This is a genomic window from Pseudomonas sp. LG1E9 (assembly GCF_003290225.1).
Taxonomy (GTDB): Bacteria; Pseudomonadota; Gammaproteobacteria; order Pseudomonadales; family Pseudomonadaceae; genus Aquipseudomonas; species Aquipseudomonas cyclaminis.
Map to the genome: position 1 here is coordinate 3960889 of NZ_CP029983.1, position 20532 is coordinate 3981420.

17 protein-coding genes and 1 pseudogene are annotated in these 20532 nt (G+C 62.0%); 12 read left to right on the forward strand and 6 right to left on the reverse strand.

Features of this window, described 5'->3' with window-relative positions:
- Positions 1-80: 80 nt before the first annotated feature.
- Both DNK50_RS18065 and DNK50_RS18070 read left to right on the forward strand, forming a co-directional pair.
- On the forward strand, positions 81-494 hold the full coding sequence (locus tag DNK50_RS18065) for a DUF2231 domain-containing protein (RefSeq protein WP_112195556.1): 414 nt from the start codon (positions 81-83) through the stop codon (positions 492-494).
- Positions 491-1783: a sorbosone dehydrogenase family protein gene (locus DNK50_RS18070; RefSeq protein ID WP_112195558.1), complete on the forward strand. Its 1293-nt coding sequence runs from the start codon at positions 491-493 to the stop codon at positions 1781-1783. The genes DNK50_RS18065 and DNK50_RS18070 overlap by 4 nt, the downstream gene beginning before the upstream one ends.
- Before the next feature lie 51 nt (positions 1784-1834).
- Here DNK50_RS18070 and DNK50_RS18075 read toward each other — a convergent pair whose 3' ends face one another.
- Both DNK50_RS18075 and DNK50_RS18080 read right to left on the reverse strand, forming a co-directional pair.
- Positions 1835-3238: an MFS transporter gene (locus tag DNK50_RS18075; protein WP_112195560.1), complete on the reverse strand. Its 1404-nt coding sequence runs from the start codon at positions 3236-3238 to the stop codon at positions 1835-1837.
- Positions 3239-3381: 143 nt separating this feature from the next.
- Positions 3382-3651 (reverse strand): annotated as a pseudogene (locus DNK50_RS18080) (GNAT family N-acetyltransferase); the annotation flags it as partial.
- Between the two features lie 413 nt (positions 3652-4064).
- Here DNK50_RS18080 and proP point away from each other — a divergent pair.
- Both proP and DNK50_RS18090 read left to right on the forward strand, forming a co-directional pair.
- Entirely contained in the window at positions 4065-5567 is a 1503-nt protein-coding gene (gene proP / locus DNK50_RS18085; protein ID WP_099585334.1) for a glycine betaine/L-proline transporter ProP, read from the forward strand.
- 51 nt (positions 5568-5618) lie between these two features.
- Positions 5619-6125, forward strand: coding sequence for a GAF domain-containing protein (locus tag DNK50_RS18090; protein ID WP_099585335.1), 507 nt, complete (start codon positions 5619-5621; stop codon positions 6123-6125).
- Here the strand turns inward: DNK50_RS18090 and DNK50_RS18095 are convergent.
- On the reverse strand, positions 6100-7014 hold the full coding sequence (locus DNK50_RS18095; protein ID WP_099585336.1) for an AraC family transcriptional regulator: 915 nt from the start codon (positions 7012-7014) through the stop codon (positions 6100-6102). The genes DNK50_RS18090 and DNK50_RS18095 overlap by 26 nt on opposite strands.
- Before the next feature lie 166 nt (positions 7015-7180).
- On the opposite strand from DNK50_RS18095, the gene DNK50_RS18100 reads away from it, so the two are divergent.
- The 3 genes from DNK50_RS18100 to DNK50_RS18110 all read left to right on the forward strand — a co-directional run bounded on the left by DNK50_RS18100 (position 7181) and on the right by DNK50_RS18110 (position 12020).
- The gene (locus tag DNK50_RS18100; protein ID WP_112195562.1) at positions 7181-8203 is read left to right on the forward strand and encodes an alpha/beta hydrolase; all 1023 of its coding nucleotides are present in this window, start codon (positions 7181-7183) and stop codon (positions 8201-8203) included.
- A 44-nt stretch (positions 8204-8247) separates the two neighbouring features.
- On the forward strand, positions 8248-9387 hold the full coding sequence (locus DNK50_RS18105) for an MFS transporter (protein ID WP_112196961.1): 1140 nt from the start codon (positions 8248-8250) through the stop codon (positions 9385-9387).
- A gap of 74 nt (positions 9388-9461) precedes the next feature.
- A complete protein-coding gene (locus DNK50_RS18110; RefSeq protein WP_112195564.1) occupies positions 9462-12020 on the forward strand; it encodes an EAL domain-containing protein in 2559 nt (852 codons plus the stop codon).
- Here the strand turns inward: DNK50_RS18110 and DNK50_RS18115 are convergent.
- Positions 11995-12786, reverse strand: a complete 792-nt coding sequence (locus tag DNK50_RS18115) for a helix-turn-helix domain-containing protein (RefSeq protein WP_099585339.1) — start codon at positions 12784-12786, stop codon at positions 11995-11997. The genes DNK50_RS18110 and DNK50_RS18115 overlap by 26 nt on opposite strands.
- 144 nt (positions 12787-12930) lie before the next feature.
- Here DNK50_RS18115 and DNK50_RS18120 point away from each other — a divergent pair, with 144 nt between their 5' ends.
- Positions 12931-14142 carry an MFS transporter gene (locus tag DNK50_RS18120; protein WP_099585340.1) on the forward strand — a complete coding sequence of 404 codons (1212 nt, stop codon included), beginning with the start codon at positions 12931-12933 and terminating at the stop codon, positions 14140-14142.
- Positions 14143-14250: 108 nt separating this feature from the next.
- Positions 14251-15411: a GGDEF domain-containing protein gene (locus DNK50_RS18125; RefSeq protein ID WP_112195566.1), complete on the forward strand. Its 1161-nt coding sequence runs from the start codon at positions 14251-14253 to the stop codon at positions 15409-15411.
- A gap of 2 nt (positions 15412-15413) precedes the next feature.
- Here the strand turns inward: DNK50_RS18125 and iolG are convergent, their stop codons facing one another.
- Together iolG and DNK50_RS18135 are read right to left on the reverse strand one after the other, a co-directional pair.
- Positions 15414-16418 carry an inositol 2-dehydrogenase gene (gene iolG, locus DNK50_RS18130; protein ID WP_112195568.1) on the reverse strand — a complete coding sequence of 335 codons (1005 nt, stop codon included), beginning with the start codon at positions 16416-16418 and terminating at the stop codon, positions 15414-15416.
- Between the two features lie 35 nt (positions 16419-16453).
- Positions 16454-17479: a LacI family DNA-binding transcriptional regulator gene (locus DNK50_RS18135; protein ID WP_099585343.1), complete on the reverse strand. Its 1026-nt coding sequence runs from the start codon at positions 17477-17479 to the stop codon at positions 16454-16456.
- A gap of 123 nt (positions 17480-17602) precedes the next feature.
- Between DNK50_RS18135 and DNK50_RS18140 the strand changes: the two genes are divergently transcribed.
- From DNK50_RS18140 to DNK50_RS18150, 3 genes are read left to right on the forward strand one after another with little or no spacing between them, the layout of a single operon-like run.
- On the forward strand, positions 17603-18448 hold the full coding sequence (locus DNK50_RS18140; protein ID WP_112195570.1) for an SDR family oxidoreductase: 846 nt from the start codon (positions 17603-17605) through the stop codon (positions 18446-18448).
- Positions 18448-19572, forward strand: coding sequence for a phytanoyl-CoA dioxygenase family protein (locus tag DNK50_RS18145; RefSeq protein WP_112195572.1), 1125 nt, complete (start codon positions 18448-18450; stop codon positions 19570-19572). The genes DNK50_RS18140 and DNK50_RS18145 overlap by 1 nt, the downstream gene beginning before the upstream one ends.
- 34 nt (positions 19573-19606) lie before the next feature.
- Positions 19607-20530 carry a sugar ABC transporter substrate-binding protein gene (locus DNK50_RS18150; protein ID WP_112195575.1) on the forward strand — a complete coding sequence of 308 codons (924 nt, stop codon included), beginning with the start codon at positions 19607-19609 and terminating at the stop codon, positions 20528-20530.
- The last annotated feature ends 2 nt before the right edge of the window (positions 20531-20532 follow it).

The following is a 20532-nucleotide window of genomic DNA, read 5'->3' on the forward strand; positions in this document are numbered from 1 at the left end:
GATGCGTTGGATAGCTACGTTGAAACAACGCGACGTTGAAAAAAAAGCTACGTTGAAACAGACAAGGAGCCGCCATCACCATGACTACCCTCTCCACTTATCGCCGCACGCCAGGTCCGCTGCATGCGACCTTGCTCGCGGGCACCGTGCCGCTGTTTCTCGGCGCCCTGCTCAGTGACATTGCCTACACCCAGACCTACCAGATTCAATGGGCCAACTTCGCCTCCTGGCTGATTGCCGGTGCCTTGGTATTCGGTGGTTTTGCGCTGCTGTTTGCACTGGTCAACCTGCTGCGCGCCGAGCGCAAGGCCGGGCAGCCCACGCTGTATGTCCTGCTGCTGTTGGTCACCTGGGTCCTGGGCTTGGTCAATGCCTTCCAACACGCCAAGGATGCCTACGCCGCCATGCCGACCGGCCTGGTGTTGTCGGCAATCGTGATGCTGCTGACGCTGGCAGCCACTTGGACTGGCCTGCGTTCGGGAGCTACCAAATGAAAACGTCCAGCACATTGACCCTGTTGAGTGCCGCCCTGCTGCTGAGCGCCTGTGGTGGCGAAGGCGATAAAACCCAGGCCCGTGGCCCTGATCCCAAGTTGCCCGAGCAGCAAAGCAGCCTGCTGCCGAGCATGAAGATCGCCGAGCCCGCGCCGTGGGGCGAGCAGAAACCCAAAGTGCCCGAGGGTTACAGCGTGACCGCAATCGCCACCGACCTGGCGATTCCGCGCCAGACCCTGGTGCTGCCCAACGGTGACATCCTCGTCGCCGAAGGCCGTGGCGGCAGTGCGGCCAAGCTCAAGCCCAAGGATGTGATCGCCAGCCTGATCAAGGCCGAGGGCAATACCAAGGTCAAGGGCGGCAACCGCCTGACCCTGCTGCGCGACGCCGACGGTGACGGCACCTACGAGCTGAAAACCGTGTTCGCCGACAACCTCAACGCGCCCTACGGCCTGGCATTTGCCGACGGCAAGCTCTACGTGGCCAACCAGGATGCGCTGGTGCGGTTCGACTACACCGACGGCCAGACCAAGGCCAGTGGCGCGCCGGTCAAAGTCACCGACCTGCCGGCACAGATCAACCACCACTGGACCAAGTCCCTGGCCGTGAGTGCAGACGGGCGCCAGCTCTACGTGGGTATCGGCTCCAACAGCAACGTGACCGAACGGGGCATGGAAGTGGAAATCGACCGCGCCATGGTCTGGCAGATCGACGCCGCCACCGGCGCGCACAAGCCCTATGCCACCGGGCTGCGCAACCCGACGGCGCTGACCATCCAACCGGACTCCGGGCAATTGTGGACAGTCGTCAACGAACGCGACGAACTCGGCCCCGACCTGGTGCCGGATTACCTGACGTCGGTGCGTGAAGGCGCGTTCTACGGCTGGCCCTACAGCTACTGGGGCCAGAACGTCGACCCGCGTGCGCAACCGCAGAACCCGGCCAAAGTCGCGGCCGCGATCAAGCCCGATTACAGCCTGGGCTCCCATGTGGCGGCGCTCGGTGTGGACTTCTCCATCCCGGCCATGGGCGAGAAATTCGCCGATGGGGTGTTCGTCGGCGAGCACGGCAGTTGGAACCGTGAGAATCCGGTGGGCTACAAGGTGATCTTTGTGCCGTTCAGCAATGGCAAACCGGCGGGCGAGCCGATTGATTTCGCCACCGGCTTCCGTGGCGACGACGGCAAGACCCGTGGCCGCCCGGTGGGTGTGACGGTGGACCCCAAGGGTGCACTGATCATTGCCGATGACTTGGCCAATACGGTGTGGCGAGTGACGCGTAACCAATAGCAGCAGATGCGGGGTTTTCTGCTACAGAAAACCCCGTACAGGGAGTTCGCGTTACAGGTCAGTGATTTCCTTGTGACGCGGTACCAAAGCTTTCATCACGCTCCAGGCCACCAGGTAAGCCAGCGCGCAGATGGCGAACATGATCATGTAGCCAGTGTGGATGTCGTTGATCGACTTGTAGTAGTCGAACACCCAACCGCCGATCTTGGTCATCACCACGCCGCCGATCCCACCGGCCATGCCGCCAATGCCGACCACCGAGGCCACGGTTTTCTGCGGGAACATGTCCGACACGGTGGTGAAGATGTTGCACGACCACGCCTGGTGCGCAGACGCACCCACGCCGATCAGCAATACCGGGACCCAGAAGCTGATATAGCCCAGGGGCTGCGCCAGCAGTACCACCAGCGGGAACAGCGCGATCACCAGCATGGCTTTCATGCGGCCGTCGTACGGAGCATCGCCGCGGGCCATGAAGTAGCTGGGGAACCAGCCGCCGCCGATACTGCCGACCATGGTCATGCTGTACAGCACCGCCAGCGGCATGACGATATCGGCGCCTTTCATGCCGTATTGCGCCGACAGGTAAGTCGGTAGCCAGAACAGGAAGAACCACCACACGCCGTCGGTCATGAACTTGCCGAAGGCAAAGGCCCAGGTCTGGCGGTAGGTCAGCAGCTTGAACCACGAAACTTTCTTCCCGGACGTGCCAGCCGGGGCTTTGGTGTGTGGCTGTACGGTCTGGTCACTGCGGATATAGGCCAGTTCTTCGGCCGACAGGCGTTTTTGCTGCTCGGGCTTTTCATACACCGCCGCCCACACCGCCACCCACAGGAACCCGAGCATGCCGATCACCATGAAGGCGGCCTCCCAGCCCCACATACCGGCAATCAGCGGCACGCAGATCGGCGCCAGGATTGCGCCGACATTGGCACCGGAGTTGAAGATACCGGTCGCGAAGGACCGCTCCTTCTTGGGGAAATATTCGGCGGTAGCCTTGATCGCAATCGGGAAATTACCCGCCTCGCCAATCGCCAGCACTGCACGGGAGAGCATGAAGCCGGCAATCGATACCGGAATCACCGCCAACCCAATCGCGCCGCTGACGGCGGCGATGCCCTCACCCATCTGCACCGAGAACGCATGCATGATGGCGCCGGTGGACCAGATGGCAATCGCGACCACATAGGCGGCCTTGGTGCCGATCTTGTCGACAAACCGCCCGGCAAACAGCATGGAAATCGCATACACGAACTGGAACACCGCCGCGATGTTGGCGTAATCCGTGTTGCTCCAGCCAAATTGCGTGGACAACTGCGGTGCCAACAGGCTGAGCACCTGACGGTCGAGGTAGTTGACGGTGGTGGCGAAAAACAACATCGCACAGATGGTCCAGCGATAGTTGCCTACCGCCTGACCCACGCGGTGGGCGCTGATGGGCTCGTTCAGATTCATGGCATCACTTTTTATTTTTGTTAGTCAGGACATATGTAACGTCATATGTCGTCGTACAACTGCGACTTTTATAGCGAGACGCCTGAGCGGTGTCAATCTCAAAGATTAACGTTTGTCTAGGTACCACATGGTTACGAGAAGTTTCACGGAGACTCAGTTGTAGGATGACAAATACGCAAGACCAGGCTGGGCGCCTGCCCAGGCACATCGTCAAGAAGGCCGAAGTGCTGCATGCCAACCTTTTCCAACACGCGGATCGAGGCGGCGTGATCGGGTCGCACCAGCCCGAACACTTGGGGCACGTTCAGGTTTTCAAAGGCCAACGCCAGGGCATCGCGGGCAAGTTCGGTGGCATAGCCCTGCCCCCACGCCTCCACGGCAAAACGGTAGCCGAGGTTGATGCGGCGCTCGGTGGCCATTGGGTTGATCCTCTCTCAAGATGCCGCTCTTTTTTGTGGTGAGCGGGATTGTTGTGGTGAGCGGGCTTGCCCCGCGCTGGGCTGCGAAGCAGCCCCAAAACCATACAGCTCGGTTTGTCTGGAAAAACGGGGGTGGTTCTGATGGGGCCGCTGCGCAGCCCAGCGCGGGGCAAGCCCGCTCACCACAACAAGCCCGCTCACCACAGAAGCCCGCCCATCACAAAAGCCAGCTCACTATCAGGGAGCTCGTGGAGCTGGAAAATTGCGCTTCCCACAGGTGGTTCTGCACCCGGTTGAGAAAAAATACACCTGCGGGTGAATTATTTCGTGTCCGCTTGTATCTGAACTGACAGAGCGGTGCTATCGCGGTGATAGCACCACCCCTGTTCGGTTTTAGAGTGGTTCGTATGAAATTACGTAAAAAAAGCGTTAAACCCATCGGGTTGAAGGACATCACCATCGTCGACGATGCCAAGGTGCGCAAGGCGATAACTGCCGCCGCCCTGGGCAATGCCATGGAATGGTTCGACTTCGGTGTCTACGGGTTTGTCGCCTATGTGCTCGGTAAAGTGTTCTTTCCGGACGCCTCCCCCAGCGTACAAATGATCGCCGCACTGGGTACGTTCTCCGTGCCATTCCTGATTCGCCCGCTGGGTGGCCTGTTCTTCGGCGCGCTCGGCGATAAGTACGGGCGACAGAAAGTCCTCGCCGCCACCATCGTGATCATGTCCCTGAGCACCTTCGCCATCGGCTTGATTCCCGGCTACGCCTCCATCGGCATCTGGGCGCCGATCCTGTTGCTGCTGTGCAAAATGGCCCAGGGTTTCTCGGTGGGGGGTGAATACACCGGCGCGTCGATTTTCGTCGCCGAATACGCCCCGGACCGCAAGCGCGGTTTCCTCGGCAGTTGGCTGGACTTCGGCTCGATTGCCGGTTTTGTGCTGGGTGCCGGTGTGGTGGTGCTGATCTCCAGCGTGCTCGGCGAAGCCGAATTTGAAGCGTGGGGCTGGCGCCTGCCGTTCTTCCTCGCCCTGCCCCTGGGCATCATCGGCCTGTACCTGCGCCATGCGCTGGAAGAAACCCCAGCGTTCCAGCAGCACATGGACAAGCTCGAACAAGGCGACCGCGAAGGCCTGACCCATGGTCCCAAGGTCTCGTTCAAGGAAGTCGCCACCAAGCATTGGCGCAGCCTGCTGACCTGCATCGGCATCGTCGCGGCGACCAACGTGACGTACTACATGCTGCTCACGTACATGCCGAGCTACCTGTCCCACAACCTGCATTACAAAGAAAACAGCGGCGTGCTGATCATCATCGCGATCATGGTCGGCATGCTGTTTGTGCAGCCGTTCATCGGTTTTGTCAGCGACAAGATCGGTCGCAAGCCCTTCATCATCGCCGGTAGCGTTGGCTTGCTGTTCCTGTCGATCCCGGCATTCATGCTGATCACCAGCGGCAAGATCGGCCTGATCTTCGCCGGTCTCCTGATCCTGGCGGTGATCCTCAACTTCTTCATCGGTGTGATGGCCTCGACGTTGCCGGCGATGTTCCCCACCCACTTGCGCTACAGTGCGTTGGCCAGTGCGTTCAACGTTTCGGTGCTGATCGCCGGTGTGACCCCGACCGCCGTGGCCTGGCTGGTGGAAAGCACCAATGACCTGTTCATGCCCGCCTATTACCTGATGGTGTTTGCCGTGGTCGGCCTGATCACCGGCCTGACCATGAAGGAAACCGCCAACAAGCCCCTGCGTGGCGCGGCACCGGCGGCGTCGGACATGGAAGAAGCCAAGGAGTTGCTGCAGGAACACCACGACAATATCGAGCAGAAGATCGAAGACATCGACGCCGAAATTGCTGCATTGGAAGCCAAGCGCCAGAATCTGGTACAACAGCATCCGCGAATCAATTAAGCCCTGACCGTGCGTGGTGGCCCAGGCCACCACGCCTTTGGAGTGTTCAGCATGCTTCCCAGCGTCACCTCAGCACAATCGTTACTCAGCGCAGACGAACGCGCCGCCATCGCCGAAATAGAAGCCACCACCAGCATCCTGCAATTGGTCACCCGTCTGACCGGCATGCGCTTTGCCGGCATCGCCAAGTTCACCGATCTGGAATGGGTGGTCTGCTCGGTCCACGACCCCATGGCAATGGGGATCCATGTGGACGACGTGCTCGACCTCGAAACCACCCTGTGCAGCGAGTTCTGCATCAACCCCCAGACCTTGTTCATCCCGCAAGTCAGTGCAAACGGCCGCTTCGCCGCCCGCCCGGTGGTCAAGCAGTTCGCCATCGAAAGCTACGCCGGTGCGCCGATCTTCCTGCCCGACGGCCGATTGTTCGGCGCGCTGTGTGCCTTGGATTCACAGGCAATGCTGTTTGACGACCCCAACCTGCCAGAAACCCTGAGCCTGTTTGCGCGGCTGATCGGCTGCATTTTTTTCGCTAACCTGACGCAGAGCGATCGCTGAATCCAGGCTTGCCGCGCAACCCGGCGATATCGCGCTTGGGCGGCACTCCAAACAGCCGGCTGTATTCGCGGCTGAACTGCGACGGGCTTTCATAGCCCACTTTGAACGCCGCGCTGGACACATCCTGATGCTCGTTGAGCATCAACCGGCGCGCCTCGTTCAAGCGCAGCCACTTCTGATACTGCAATGGGCTCATTGCCGTGAGTTGGCGAAAGTGATGATGGAAAGTCGCCGCGCTCATCTGCACCCGCGCCGCCAGGTCTTCAACGCGCAGTGCCGCGTCGTAATTGAGCTTGAGCCAGTCAATCGCCTTGGCGATGCGATACCCCTGCCCGTCCACCGAACAGATCTGGCGCAGTCGATCCGACTGGTCACTCTGCAATAGCCGGTAGTGGATTTCGCGCTGGATCAACGGCGCGAGGACCGGGATCGCTTCGGGCTCATCGAGCAACGCCACCAGCCGCGCAAATGACGCCAGCATGCCCTCGGTGACCACACCGATGCCGACCCCCTTCAGCGCAGAGCGCTCGCGCTTGGGCGGCAACTCACTCTGGGCTATAAGCTCGGCCAATATGCGCAGGTCCAGCTTGAAGGTCAGCCCCAGGCACGGCCGCGCAGGGCTCGCTTGCAGCACTTCGGAATTGGCCGGTATATCCAGCGACGTCACCAGAAAGCGCGACGTGTCATACGGATACCCTTCGCCGCCTACCCATAACTGCTTCTGACCTTGGGCGACCAGCACGATGCTCGGTTCGACCATGCACACCACCGGCGTGCACGGCTGCTCGCGCCGATAAAACCCCAGGCCTGGGATTGGCATGGGGCTGTCCCCAGGTGCGCCGATGCGCGAAGCGATGGCGTGAATCAGCGCGTCCAGATTGTTCTTCATAACCCGCCCTTTTTCGTTGGTTCACGAACTGTACCCCGCACAGCCCATGGCGTCCCCGGCAAACCCACAGACTCAGAGCATCAGGCAAGTAATCCAGCGCAACGCACTACAGAACCTACAGACACACCGGGAAAATGCACGGACCAACCCCTTCAAGGATCCACCCATGAAACGCCTCTTGCTTGCCCTGGGTTTGCTGGTGACGTCGTTAACTGCTCTGGGAGCCGATATGTCCAACGGTGCTGACAACTTCTACACAAGCGACAAGGTGACAGTCGAAAAGGTCACCTTCAACAACCAATACGGCCTGCAGGTTGCCGGCAACCTGTTCGTGCCGAAAAACCTCGCCGCTGGCGCAAAAAACCCTGCAATCATCGTCGGCCACCCCATGGGCGCCGTCAAAGAACAGAGCGCCAACCTGTATGCCGCCAAAATGGCCGAACAGGGCTTCGTCACACTGTCCCTGGACCTGTCGTTCTGGGGCGAAAGCGCCGGTGCACCGCGCAATGCGGTGCTGCCCGACCTCTACGTCGAAGACATCAGCGCCGCCGTGGACTTCCTCGGCACCCGGCCGATGGTCGACCGTGAGCGCATCGGCGTGATCGGTATCTGCGGCAGCGGCAGCGTTGCCATTGCTGCCGCAAAAATCGACCCACGCCTCAAGGCCATCGCCACCGTCAGTATGTACGACATGGGCGCGGCCAACCGCAACGGGCTCAAGCACGGCGTCACGCTGGAACAGCGCCGGCACATCCTGCTGCAGGCGGCGAACCAGCGCTACGTGGAATTCCAGGGCGGCGAAACCCTCTACACCAGCGGCTCGCCACTCACGCTGACGGGCGACCCGGTGGGTGACGAGTTCTTCGATTTCTACCGCACCCCACGCGGCCAAGTCACGCCTGCCGGTGCATCGCCACAGACCACCACCATGCCGACGCTGACCAGCAACGTGAAGTTCATGAACTTCTACCCGTTCAACGACATCGAGACGATTTCCCCGCGCCCACTGCTGTTGATCACGGGTGCCAACGCCCACTCCCGCGAGTTCAGCGAGGACGCCTACCAGCGTGCGGCCGAACCGAAAGAACTGCTCGTCATCCCCAATGCGGGCCATGTGGATCTGTACGACCGGGTCAACCTGATTCCGTTCGCCCAGCTCACCGCCTTCTTCAAGAACAACCTCAAGTGAAGCCCGGTCACTCGACTGCACCGCGCTGGGGCGCGGTGCTCGCCATGTCCCTGGCGGCCTTTACATTGGTCGCCTCGGAGTTTATGCCGGTGAGCCTGCTGACGCCGCTGGCGGCTGACCTCGACATCACTCAGGGACAGGCCGGTCAAGGCATCTCTGTGTCGGGGCTGTTTGCCTTGCTCACCAGCCTGGTGATTGCCGCCGTGGCGGCCCGGGTGGATCGCAAGCGCCTGCTGGTGGCACTGACCCTGCTGATGATCGTGTCCGGGACGGTGGTAGCACTTGCGCCGAATTACCTGATCTTCATGCTGGGGCGTGCGCTGATCGGCGTGGCCATTGGCGGGTTTTGGTCCCTGTCGGCTGCCACCGCCATGCGCCTGGTGCCCGAAGCCCAAGTGCCGCGTGCCTTGGCCATGGTCAACGGCGGCAACGCCCTTGCAACGGTGATTGCCGCGCCGCTCGGCAGCTTTCTCGGCGGGATGATCGGCTGGCGTGGCGCGTTTTTCTGCGTGGTGCCGGTGGCAGTGATTGCCGTGGTGTGGCTGCTGACCAGCCTGCCGTCGATCAAGACCCACGGCGACGCAAAGACCACCAATGTGCTGCGCCTGATGAAGCACCCGCCGGTGGCCATGGGCATGCTGGCGGTCAGTGTGTTTTTCATGGGTCAGTTCATGTTGTTCACCTACCTGCGACCGTTTCTGGAAACCGTCACTCAAGTCAGCGTATCCCTGTTATCGCTGATGCTGCTGGTACTCGGCCTGGCCGGTCTGGCGGGCACGTTCCTGATCGAACGGTTTTTGAAGCGCAGCCTGTACCCCACGCTGATTGCTATCCCACTGCTGATGGCGTTGATCGCCCTGGCCTTGGTCGCTTTCGGCAGCTCGACCGGGATGACGACCCTGTTGCTGGGACTCTGGGGCCTGGTCGCCACCGCCGCCCCCGTGGGCTGGTGGACCTGGCTGGCAAACACCCTGCCCGACAATGCCGAGGCTGGAGGCGGCTTGATGGTCGCGATCATCCAGTTGGCGATTGCTTCAGGTGCCACAGTGGGAGGCGTGGTGTTTGATATCAGTGGTTATCAGGCGACGTTCGAGTTGAGTGCGACGCTGCTGTGCGTGGCCGCGTTGCTGGCGTGGGCGGCACGCCGGGTCAGCTATCGCGCCGGGCGTTTGAGCACCGCCTGATGCGCTCAACCTTTTTCCAGGGCCGCCGATAAGCTGTCATACCCCTGACATGCAGCGAGGCCCTGCGCGAAATAATGCCCAACTCTCTCGCTCCGATCGTTCGTTCGCTGTCCACCCGTACCAGCCTGTCGCTGACGCGCACGTCACTATTCAACTTCATGGTCCTGTTGGCCGTTGTCTTTGCGGCAGCGGCTTACTCGCTGCTTTACATTGCCCATGAGCTGGACCACACCGAGCAGGCCGAAAGCGCGTTCCATACCCGCAAAGCCATGCAGTCCATGGAAAAAGCCATGCGGGTGACGGTCAAGGATTACGCATTCTGGAGCGATGCCTACAGGCACCTGCATATCGAGGTCGACAAGGAGTGGGCCTACGCCCGTGGCAATATCGGCTCGACACTGTTCCATGATTTCGGCTTTCAAGGCCTGTTTGTGGTCAACGACGCCAACCGCACCGTCTACGCGGTGGTCGAGGGCGAACTGCAAGCCTTTGAAATCAGCGAATGGCTCGACCAGCCCCTGACCCAGCTTCTCGAACAGGCCCGCGCCGGTGCCGACGACGAAACCCCCGTGAGCACGTTCATCAACGTACGCGGCAGCCCGGCGCTGGTGGCCGCCGCCGCGATCACCCCAGGCACTGACCCCACTGTGGTTACGGATGGCCGGCCAGCCTCGGTGCTGATCTTCGTCGACATTCTCGACAGCGCCAAACTGGGCCGGATCGGCAATGACTTTGGCGTGGAAAACCTGCACATCGCCAGCCCTGACGACATCGCCAAGGGCGTGTTTCTGCCACTCGGCGACCACGGCAGCGCCGGCAGCCTGTACTGGCAGCCGGAACAGCCCGGCCGGCGCTTGATTGGTGTCGGCCTGCCCTTGCTGGGCCTGGCCGCGTTGCTGGTGTGCCTGATGACGTGGATGATTTTGCGCCGCAGCACCGCCGCTGCCCTGGCCCTGGATGCCAGTCATAGTTCATTGCAAACCAGCCAGAGCGCCTTGGCCACCAGCGAAGCGCGCTTTCGCGATGTAGTGGAAGCCAGCTCTGACTGGGTCTGGGAGATCAATGCCGCCTGGCGTTTCACCTACCTGTCGGAGCGTTTCGAAAGCGTGACCGGATTGGCCCGCGACGCATGGATCGGCGCAGCCATGAATGACCTGCTGGGCACCGAAGACGGGCTGTTGTCACAGTGGTTGTGCACGCCCGGCAGGCGCCCGGACCTTAGCGTGCTATGCCTGTATGTGGATGCCAAAGGACTGGAGCGCACCACCCGACTATCGGCGCGGGAAATGCCGTGCGGCGGGTTTCGCGGCACGGCCACCGACGTGACCGAAGAGGTCGAGGCACGCAGACGCATCGAGTTCCTGTCCCAGCACGACGCCCTGACCGGGCTGCCCAATCGCACGCGCCTGCAAGCCTTCCTCGACGCCAAGCTCAAGGCACTGCCGACCCTTGAGCAACCCGTGGTGATGCTCAGCCTGGACCTGGACCGCTTCAAGCCGGTCAATGACTTGCTCGGACATGCCGCCGGCGACCGTGTGCTCAACGAAGTGTCGAGCCGCCTGACCGATTGCGTGCGCCACGGCGACCTGGTGGCGCGGGTTGGCGGCGATGAGTTTGTGCTGATCCTCAGCGAGGCCGGCACCCTGAACGAAGTCGAAAACCTGTGCCGCCGCTTGATCGCTTCCATCGAGCGGGCCATCCGCATCGACGAGCAGGAAGTGTTTATCAGCGCCAGCATCGGCATTGCCCTGGCGCCCAATGACGCCAGCGCCGTCACCGAACTGCTGCGCTACGCCGACATCGCGCTGTACGAGGCCAAGTCCGCTGGGCGCAATACCTGGCGCTTTTACTCCGGCGAGATGAATGCGCGGATCATCGAGCGTCGTCGCCTGGAGAGTGATCTGCGCTACGGCATCACGCATGGGGAATTGCGCCTGCACTTCCAGCCGCGTTATCGCATTGCCGATGGCCAGATGGTCGGCGCCGAGGCGCTGGTGCGTTGGCAACACCCGGACCGCGGCCTGATCGCGCCAGACACCTTTATCCCGATTGCCGAAGAGTCAGGTTTGATCCTGTCGCTGAGCGATTGGGTGCTGGAAACCGCGTGCGCCTGTGCCGCGCAGTGGCCGGATGGGTTGTTCGTATCGGTGAACCTGTCGCCCACCGAGTTCAAGCGCGGCAACCTGATGGAACGCGTGCGCCACGCCTTGCAGGTCTCGGGGATCGACCCGGCGCGGATGGAACTGGAAATCACCGAAAGCGTCATGCTCGAAGACGCGGGCGGTGCGCTGGACGTGATGCGCGCCCTCAAGCAACTGGGCATCCGCATTGCCATGGACGATTTCGGCACCGGGTATTCGTCGCTGAGCTACCTGCGTGCGTTCCCGTTCGATGGTTTGAAGATCGACCGCAGCTTCCTGACCCGGCTGGAAGACAGCGAGGACGACCAAGCCATCATCCACGCGATCGTCGGACTGGGCCGCGCCCTGGCGCTGACGGTCACCGCCGAAGGCATCGAAACCGCCGAACACCTGGCGATGCTCAAGGCCGTGGCCTGTGACGAGGGCCAGGGTTACTTCCTCAGCCGCCCCCTGGATATCGACGCGTTCAACCGCTTGCTGGGCCCTGCTTGAAGAACAGGCTCGGCGTCTTGCCGAACTGTTTCTTGAACATGCTGGTGAAGGCGCTCGGGCTGTCGTAGCCCAGCTCCAGCGCCACGTCGATGATCTTCTCCCCGATCGCCATGCGTTCCAGAGCCAATAGCAGCCGCGCCTGCTGACGCCATTGGCCAAAGGTCATGGCGGTTTCCTTGCGGAACAGACGCTGGATGGTCTTCTGATCCAGGCCCAGGCGCTCGCTCCAGTCCGCTACCGTCGAGGCATCGCCCGGATCCTGTTGCAGCGCCAGGCAAATCCGCTGGATCCGCGGGTCGGCCGGTTGCGGCAGGGATAACGGCAACGCGGGCAGGTCAGCCAGTTCGTCGAGGATCAGGTGCATGATCCGCGCATCCCGCGAATCCTCGGCATACGGCGGCTTGAGACTGACCGAGGCTTTGATCAGCTCGCTCAGCAGCGGCGAGATGCTCACCGCCTTGGTTTCGGTAGGCAGATTGGGGAAGCTGTCGGGGCGCACAAACACGCTGCGCATTTTCAGCGGGCCCACACAGCGCAGGGAATGCACGTGCCCGCAGGGCATCCAGAAGCCGCGATTGGGCGGCACGGTCCACTGGTTCTGCGCCGAATGCACTACCATGACCCCTTCGGTCGCGTAGAGCAGTTGATGCTTCTCGTGGCTGTGATCGGGGATCACCCAGTTTTCCGGATAGTCGGTGGCCGAACTGATCACGGCCCACTCGCCTTCGTCGATCTCCTGCAGGAATTTATCCAGTGATTTGATCATTTAGCCCTTTTTGCGACAGTTACCGCCCGAATTTCGTGAGACAGACATTTTTACTGAATCTAGCATAAACCCCGAAACAATTTGAAATGGACCGCCAACCACGTATTGGCGGCCCCTGTTCACCGCCTTGTATGGAATGCCTGCATGTCGACACTCACCGCGTCACCCGCCACTGCCACCCCTGCGCCCCAAGCAAGCCCCCTGGTCATGCGCATCCTCGGCGCCTGTGCGCTGGCGCACTTGATCAATGACCTGATCCAGGCCGTGCTGCCGTCGATCTACCCGATGCTCAAGGCCAACTACGGGCTGACGTTTGCCCAGGTGGGGCTGATCACCCTGACCTTCCAACTGACCGCCTCGCTGCTGCAACCGTGGATCGGCTACCACACTGACCGTCATCCCAAGCCCTGGCTGCTGCCGGCCGGCATGGTGTGCACCTTGATCGGTATTCTGATGCTGGCATTTGTCGGCAGCTTCCCGGCGATCCTGCTGGCGGCAGGGCTGGTGGGCGTGGGCTCGTCGACCTTCCACCCGGAAACCTCCCGCGTGGCGCGCCTGGCCTCCGGCGGGCGCTACGGCCTGGCGCAGTCGACCTTCCAGGTCGGCGGCAACACTGGCAGTGCCTTGGGCCCGTTGCTGGCAGCGGCGATCATCATTCCCTACGGCCAGGGCAATATCGCCTGGTTCGGGCTGTTTGCCGTGTTCGCGATCCTGGTGCTGTACGGCTTGAGCCGCTGGTACCGCAGCCACCTCAACCTGTTCAAGCTCAAGCAAGGCGGCAAAGCCACCCACGGCTTGTCCAAAGGCCGCGTGACGTTTGCCCTGGTGGTGCTGGCAGTGCTGGTGTTCTCCAAGTACTTCTACATGACCAGCCTGACCAGTTACTTCACGTTTTACCTGATTGAAAAATTCCACCTGTCGGTATCGAGTTCCCAGATGTACCTGTTCCTGTTCCTCGGTGCGGTGGCCGTGGGCACCTTCGCGGGTGGACCGATCGGCGACAGGATCGGGCGCAAGAAAGTCATCTGGTTCTCGATCCTTGGTGCCGCGCCGTTCACCCTGGCCCTGCCCTATGTCGACCTGTTCTGGACGGCCGTGCTCAGCGTGGTAATCGGTTTTATCCTGGCCTCGGCGTTCTCGGCCATCGTGGTGTTTGCCCAGGAGTTGGTGCCTGGCAACGTCGGCATGATCGCCGGGATATTTTTCGGCCTGATGTTCGGTTTCAGCGGGATTGGCGCGGCGTTGCTCGGTTTGCTCGCCGATACCCACGGCATCGAGTACGTCTACAAACTGTGCTCGTTCCTGCCGCTGGTGGGCATCCTGACGGTCCTGTTGCCATCGACCAAAGGGATCTGACTGGCCGATCATCGGCTGGCTGTGTGCCATTACCCAGAAAGCTCTGAAAAACCTGCGTGTGCGCTTACAATCCCGGTTTAAACGCACACCAGGCAGATCCTGCAAGACATGACGCTCGACCCTCCCACGATTCTGGCACTCACCGTTGCCCTGGCAGCCGCTGCCGCCCTTTACCTGCTGGTTGAATGGCGCAGCGTGCGCGAGCCCTCGCTGCTGTTGTGGAGCAGCGGTTTCGCCACCATCACCATTGGCTCCACCTTGGCCCTGCTGCGCATCAATGGCTTTTTAGTCATCGGTATCTGGTTCGCCAACGGTCTGCTCGTGACCGCACACTTTCTGTTTCTGCTCGGCGTAGCGCGGTTTACCCAAGTGCGGGTGTCGCGTGCCTGGGTCCTGATGCCCGTGATCTGGTTCGCCATGCTCGCCTTGCCAGCCGACCCGTCCTGGTCCAAGGCCATGCTGGCGGTGCAATCGCTGTTGGTCGCCCTGCCCACCCTGCGCGCCAGTTTCCTGCTGCGGCCCCATGGCCGGTCCCTGAGCGTCGGCGCGGTGCAGCTGCGTTTCGTGCTGCTGCTCCACGGGATCTTTTACGTGGCCAAGGCACTGTCGGTGGTGATCCCCGGCACTTTGATCGACCTCGCGGCCTTCAAGGGCGAAATCATCCAGGTCTCCTTGGTCGAAGGCGCCATGGCAATCATGCTGATTGCCCTGTCCATGACCGGCTCCGAACGCTACCGCCGCGAACAACACATCGCCCGCCTCGCGGCCCGCGACCCACTCACCGCCCTCTACAACCGCCGCGCCCTCGACCTGCGCGCCCCGCGCCTGCTGGCCCAGGTCTCCCCAACCCAACCCGGCGCCCTGCTGCTGATCGACATTGACAACTTCAAAGGCGTCAACGACCTCCACGGGCACACGGCTGGCGACCGCCTGCTGATTGCCCTGAGCGAAATGATCCGTGCCGTCGTGCCCCAAGGCGCATTGGCGGCGCGGCTGGGCGGCGATGAGTTTGTGATCCTGCTGAACCCGGCGTCGACCGAGCAGATCGTCGAACTGGGCAGCAGCCTGCGCGGGCAGTTCCAGCAACTGGCCGCGCAGAGCTTCAGCACCCCGCAGCCCGTGACCCTGAGCATCGGCGCCAACCTGTTCGATCAGCCGCCGGAAAGCCTGGCGGCGTTGATCGAGCAAGGTGATTCGACGTTGTATGAGTCCAAGCGGGGTGGGCGGGACAGTATTCGGTTGGTGGATCGGACCGGCGTCAGTACCTAGCGCTAGAGATCGTAACTAACCCCCACACTCCGCCCCGTCCTCACCGACTCCAACGCACACTCCGCCAAATGCAACGCATACAACCCATCCCGCACGCTGGTGGGCAGTTCGCGACCATCTTTGAGCGCGTCAATGAACTGGGTCAGCTCATTGCGATAGGCATCCGCATACCGCTCCAGGAAAAAGTGCTGCAACGGTTCCAGCGCTTCAGTGTGCTCGGCCCCCCAGTGGCGCAAGGTGCTGGGTCGGTGGTTGTCGGTGAGCAGGACGCCGGTGGCGCCGGAAACTTCGACGCGTTGGTCGTAGCCGTACACCGCCTGACGGCAGCAGTTGATGTGGCATTGCTTGCCGGAGGCCGTGCGCAGCAGGACCATGACGCTGTCGTAGTCGTCGATCTGTTCCAGGGTGGGGTCGACCAGGCGGCTGGCAATGGCGCTGACTTCCACGGGTTCTTCGCCGAGCAGGTGGCGGGCGGTGTCGAAGTCGTGGATGGTCATGTCGCGCAGGATGCCGCCGGAGTGCGCCAGGTAATCACGCGGGGCCAGGCCGGGGTCGCGGCTGGTGATGATGACTTGGCGCACGGCGCCGATCTGGCCGGCGTCGAGGGCTTGGCGCAGGCGCAGCATGTCGGGGTCGAAGCGACGGTTGAAGCCAAGCATGACATTGCCACCCTGGCGCTCCACGGCCTGGGCGGCACTGCGGGCCTTGGCGATGTCGAGGTCGATGGGTTTTTCGCAGAGTACCGCTTTGCCTTCGGCCACCGCCGCCAGCATCAGGTCGATATGGGTGTCGGTCGGGGTGCCGATCACGACGGCGTCGATGTCTTTGCGGGTGAGCACGGCGGCGCAGTCGTAGGCCGCTTCGCAACCCAGTTGCGTGCTGAGCGCATCGACCCCTTCGCGCCAGGGGTCGGCCACCAGCACCAGCGTGGCGTTGGGGTGGGCGGCGACGTTGGCGGCGTGGATCCTGGCGATGCGCCCGGCACCTAGAACAGCGATACGTAGCATGGTTGAACTCCTGATGTTGTTTTTAAAGGGAGTACTCAGTCCGGCAGGTTGAACGGTGTGACGATCTGCACCTGTGACGGCGCAATCGGCCCGGCCTTCCATAGCCGATGGTGTTGCAGGATGTGCAGGAACACATGGCGCGCATCGATCTGCAGGTTGTGGTCGATGATCGCGGCGACTTTTTCTTCGCGTAGTAACTGGCGGTTTTCTTCGTCGAGGTCGTGGCCGATAAACACCTCCAGCGGGCGCTCCAGGGCGGCGAAGGCATCGACGATTGCGCGGTTGCCGCCGCCGACGCTGTACACCGCCTTGAGTTCTGGATGTTGTTTTAGCGCCTGGCTCACGCGGTCGAACGTGCGGTCGTACACGCCGTAGCCGCCGCTGATGTCCAGCACCCGCAAGTGCGCCGCCCGGCCACGCAACCAGGCGCGAAAGCCCATCTCGCGCTCTTCTTCGCCACGGAACAGTTCGCTGCCGATCACCACGGCCACGTCCTGGGGCTGCGCCGGCAGCCAGCGGGACATCAGGTAGGCGGCCGTCTGGCCGGCGGTGCGGTTGTCCATGCCCACGTAGCCGATGCGCTCGCTTTGCGGCAGGTCCGTCACCAAGGTCACCACGGGAATGCCCGCCGCGATCAGTTGCTTGACCGCCTGGTTCACCGCTGGCTCATCGGCGGCCTTGAGCACCACGCCCTGGCTGCCGGTGTCGAGGCAACGCAGCAACTGGTCGTGCATGGCCTGAGGCTCGATTTCTTCGAACAGGTGAAAGCGCGGTGCAATACGAAACGGCGCCAGGCTACCCAGTTGCGCGACGATCGCCGCCTGCACCGCCGCGCTGAAGCGCTGGGGCGTATGCATGATTACGTCGACATGGAACGTGCGCCCCACCGCCAGGCCGTTTTTTTCCTGGGACTCCAACTCATCCAGCGCCTGCTCAATGCGCCGCGAGGTCTGCGCATGCACGCTGCCTCGCTGGTGCAGCACGCGGTCGACCGTGGCTTTGCTCACACCGGCCTGCGTCGCGAGTTGCTTGATGGAGAAATGTTTTGCACGTTCGAGCATGGGTTTCGCCTGAGGTGTTTTTGAGGTCTTATTTGGGCGTTACTGAGGTCTTGCAATGCTAGTCTCCGTTTTGCCCGCCGTCGAGCCGGGCGATGAAAACAACAACAAATCCAGGAGAACTTCATGCCCAACACCGATCTCGCCACCTCGTTCAGCGGCCAGTACTTTGTCGTCACCGGCAGCACCCAAGGCCTGGGCGCGGCGGTGGCCCACACCCTGGCACGACGCGGCGCCGCCGGGCTGATCATCTGTGGCCGTCGTCGTGCCCAGGGTGAAGAGCAAGTGCGGCAACTGGCGCAACTGGATTGCCAGGCAATTTTTGTCGAGGCGGACCTGGAGAAAGTCGAGGATTGCCGGGCGATCATCAACGCTGCACGCACCCACTTCGGCACCTTGCATGGGCTGGTGAACTGCGCGGGGATGTCGGACCGAGGCACCATCCTCGACACCTCGCCGGAGCTGTTCGAGCGGCTGTTTGCGGTGAATGTGCGGGCACCGTTTTTCCTGATGCAGGAAGCGCTCAAACTGATGATCAGCAACGGCGTGGAAGGCGCCGTGGTGAATATCCAGAGCGTCACCGGGCATGGCGGGCAGTCGTTTTTGAGTGCCTACGCGGCTTCCAAGGGGGCCCTGGCGATCCTCACCAAGAACGTGGCGTTCAGCGCCCTGCGCAACCGCATCCGGGTGAATGGCTTGAATATCGGCTGGATGGACACGCCCCACGAGGATGATATCCAGCGCCAGTACCACGGTGCCCAGGACGGTTGGCTGGCCAAGGCCGAAAGCGCGCAACCGTTCGGGCGCTTGCTCAAGCCCGAGGAAGTGGCGCAGAGCGTGGCGTTTTTACTGTCCCGCGAGTCCGGAATGATGACCGGCTCGGTGATCGATCTGGAGCAAGGGGTGGTCGGTTGTACCGACGGCGGCAGCCCGCAACCGCATCAGGCCCTGAGCCTGTCGGGAGGTGTGTGATGTCGGCATTCGTCAGCGCCGAAGCGGTGCGCCTGGAAGACTTCCAGCGGCTGTGCTCGCAACAGGCCCATGCCAAGGATTATCCGCTGTGCGCCGAGATAGTCGGCAATGTGCCGATCTATCGGGCCCACACCCTGCGCAACAGCGACCGCCGCGCGGTGATGGATGAACTGCACCGCCTGTTCCGCGATGGACCGGGGGTGATGGTGGTGCGCCAGGCCTATGAGGACCTGGACGTGGTGGACCGCCATAGCCAGGTGTTCGAGGCGATCTTCGCCACTGAGGCCGCGCAAGGCGTGGCCGCCGATCATTTTGCCAAGGCCGGTAGCAACGGGCGTATCTGGAACTCGCTGCAAAAAGCGGCGTTAGAGTCGCCGCAATCTTTTGTCGAGTATTACGCCAACCCGCTGCTGGGGCTGATTGCCGAAGCGTGGCTGGGGCCGAGTTACCAAGTCACGGCCCAGGTGAATGTGGTGCATCCCGGCGGGCAGGCGCAACAGCCGCACCGGGATTACCACCTGGGCTTCCAGACCAACGACGTGGTGGAGCGCTTTCCGCTGCCGCTGCACGTGCTGTCGCAATACCTGACGTTGCAAGGCGCGGTGGCCCACACGGACATGCCGCTGGAAAGCGGACCGACCCAGTTGCTGCCGTTTTCCCAGCAATACGCCTTGGGCTATTTGGCGTGGCGTCGCGAAGATTTCATCGACTATTTCCAGCAGCACGCCGTGCAACTGCCCCTGAACAAGGGCGACCTGCTGTTCTTCAACCCGGCGCTGTTCCATGCCGCCGGCACCAACCGCACCGTCGACCGCCATCGCATGGCCAACCTGCTGCAAATCTCCTCGGCGTTCGGCAAACCGATGGAAGCCCTCGACCGTGACCGCATGATGCTGGCGGTCTATCCGGCATTGCTGGCCAACCCAACGTTGGACGCCCAGGCCGTGATTGCCTGCACGGCCGATGGCTATTCCTTCCCTACCAACCTCGACACCGACCCGCCGCTGCGGGGCCTGGCCCCGCAAACCGGGCAACAGCTGATGCAGCAAGCTCTCAACGAACGCTGGCCCTATTCGGACTTCGCCGCAGCAGTGGCGCAGATGCGGGCCAAGCGTCAGGCATGAATCGCTTTAACAACAAAAACAGCGGAGCACCATCATGAAGAAGCAACTCCTTGCGGCACTGTTTACCCTGGCTGTCAGCCCTTGGGCCCTGGCCGATATACGGATCGGCGTGAGCATCGCCCAGGTCGACGATGTGTTCCTCGCGCAAATGCGTGACTACATGGCGACCCACGCCAAGGAACTGCCCGGTGTAACCCTTCAGTTCGAAGACGCCCAGGGCGATGTAGTGCGCCAGCTCAACCAGGTGCAGAACTTCACCGCACAGGGCATGGACGCGATCATCGTCAACGCGGTGGACACCGCCGCCACCCAGAAAATGACGGTGAATGCCCAGCAGGCGAAGATCCCGCTGGTGTATGTAAACCGTCGTCCGGAGTTCAAGGAGGTTCCACCGGGCGTGGGGTACGTGGGCTCGGATGAGATCAAGGCCGGCGAAATCCAGATGCGTTATCTGGCGCAGAAAATGGGCGGCAAGGGCAACCTGGCGATCATGCTGGGGCTGCTGTCGAACAACGCCACGCACAACCGGACGCTGGGCGTGAAGAACGTGCTCAAGGACTACCCCGATATCAAGATCGTCGAGGAGCAGAGCGCCGAATGGCAGCGCAGCAAGGCGATTGACCTGATGAACAACTGGATTGTCTCGAGCCGCAAAATCGATGCGGTGGCGGCGAATGCCGATGAAATGGCGATAGGCGCGGCCATGGCGATCAGCCAGGCGGGCATGCAACCGGGCAAGGACATATTGGTCGCCGGCAGCGATGGCGGCGCAGCCGGGCTGGATGCAGTCAAAAAAGGCCAGTTGCTGGTGACGGCGTATCAGGACAACAAGGGGCAAGCGGTGGGTTCGATTGACCTGGCGGTGAAGATGGTGAAAAAACAGCCCTACGAGGCTGAGCTGACCATTCCTTACCAGCAGATCACCAAGGACAACTACCAGGCGTTCCTCAACCCTTGATA

Excerpts from the sequence above, each read along its gene's own strand:
- DNK50_RS18135 (WP_099585343.1), bottom strand. The coding sequence starts at position 17,479 with ATGCTCGAACGTGCAAAACATTTCTCCATCAAGCAACTCGCGACGCAG.
- DNK50_RS18070 (WP_112195558.1), top strand. The coding sequence starts at position 491 with ATGAAAACGTCCAGCACATTGACCCTGTTGAGTGCCGCCCTGCTGCTG.
- DNK50_RS18075 (WP_112195560.1), bottom strand. The coding sequence starts at position 3,238 with ATGAATCTGAACGAGCCCATCAGCGCCCACCGCGTGGGTCAGGCGGTA.
- DNK50_RS18095 (WP_099585336.1), bottom strand. The coding sequence starts at position 7,014 with ATGAAGAACAATCTGGACGCGCTGATTCACGCCATCGCTTCGCGCATC.
- iolG (WP_112195568.1), bottom strand. The coding sequence starts at position 16,418 with ATGCTACGTATCGCTGTTCTAGGTGCCGGGCGCATCGCCAGGATCCAC.
- DNK50_RS18140 (WP_112195570.1), top strand. The coding sequence starts at position 17,603 with ATGCCCAACACCGATCTCGCCACCTCGTTCAGCGGCCAGTACTTTGTC.
- DNK50_RS18120 (WP_099585340.1), top strand. The coding sequence starts at position 12,931 with ATGTCGACACTCACCGCGTCACCCGCCACTGCCACCCCTGCGCCCCAA.
- DNK50_RS18100 (WP_112195562.1), top strand. The coding sequence starts at position 7,181 with ATGAAACGCCTCTTGCTTGCCCTGGGTTTGCTGGTGACGTCGTTAACT.
- DNK50_RS18090 (WP_099585335.1), top strand. The coding sequence starts at position 5,619 with ATGCTTCCCAGCGTCACCTCAGCACAATCGTTACTCAGCGCAGACGAA.
- DNK50_RS18145 (WP_112195572.1), top strand. The coding sequence starts at position 18,448 with ATGTCGGCATTCGTCAGCGCCGAAGCGGTGCGCCTGGAAGACTTCCAG.
- DNK50_RS18115 (WP_099585339.1), bottom strand. The coding sequence starts at position 12,786 with ATGATCAAATCACTGGATAAATTCCTGCAGGAGATCGACGAAGGCGAG.
- proP (WP_099585334.1), top strand. The coding sequence starts at position 4,065 with ATGAAATTACGTAAAAAAAGCGTTAAACCCATCGGGTTGAAGGACATC.
- DNK50_RS18150 (WP_112195575.1), top strand. The coding sequence starts at position 19,607 with ATGAAGAAGCAACTCCTTGCGGCACTGTTTACCCTGGCTGTCAGCCCT.
- DNK50_RS18125 (WP_112195566.1), top strand. The coding sequence starts at position 14,251 with ATGACGCTCGACCCTCCCACGATTCTGGCACTCACCGTTGCCCTGGCA.
- DNK50_RS18105 (WP_112196961.1), top strand. The coding sequence starts at position 8,248 with ATGTCCCTGGCGGCCTTTACATTGGTCGCCTCGGAGTTTATGCCGGTG.
- DNK50_RS18110 (WP_112195564.1), top strand. The coding sequence starts at position 9,462 with ATGCCCAACTCTCTCGCTCCGATCGTTCGTTCGCTGTCCACCCGTACC.
- DNK50_RS18065 (WP_112195556.1), top strand. The coding sequence starts at position 81 with ATGACTACCCTCTCCACTTATCGCCGCACGCCAGGTCCGCTGCATGCG.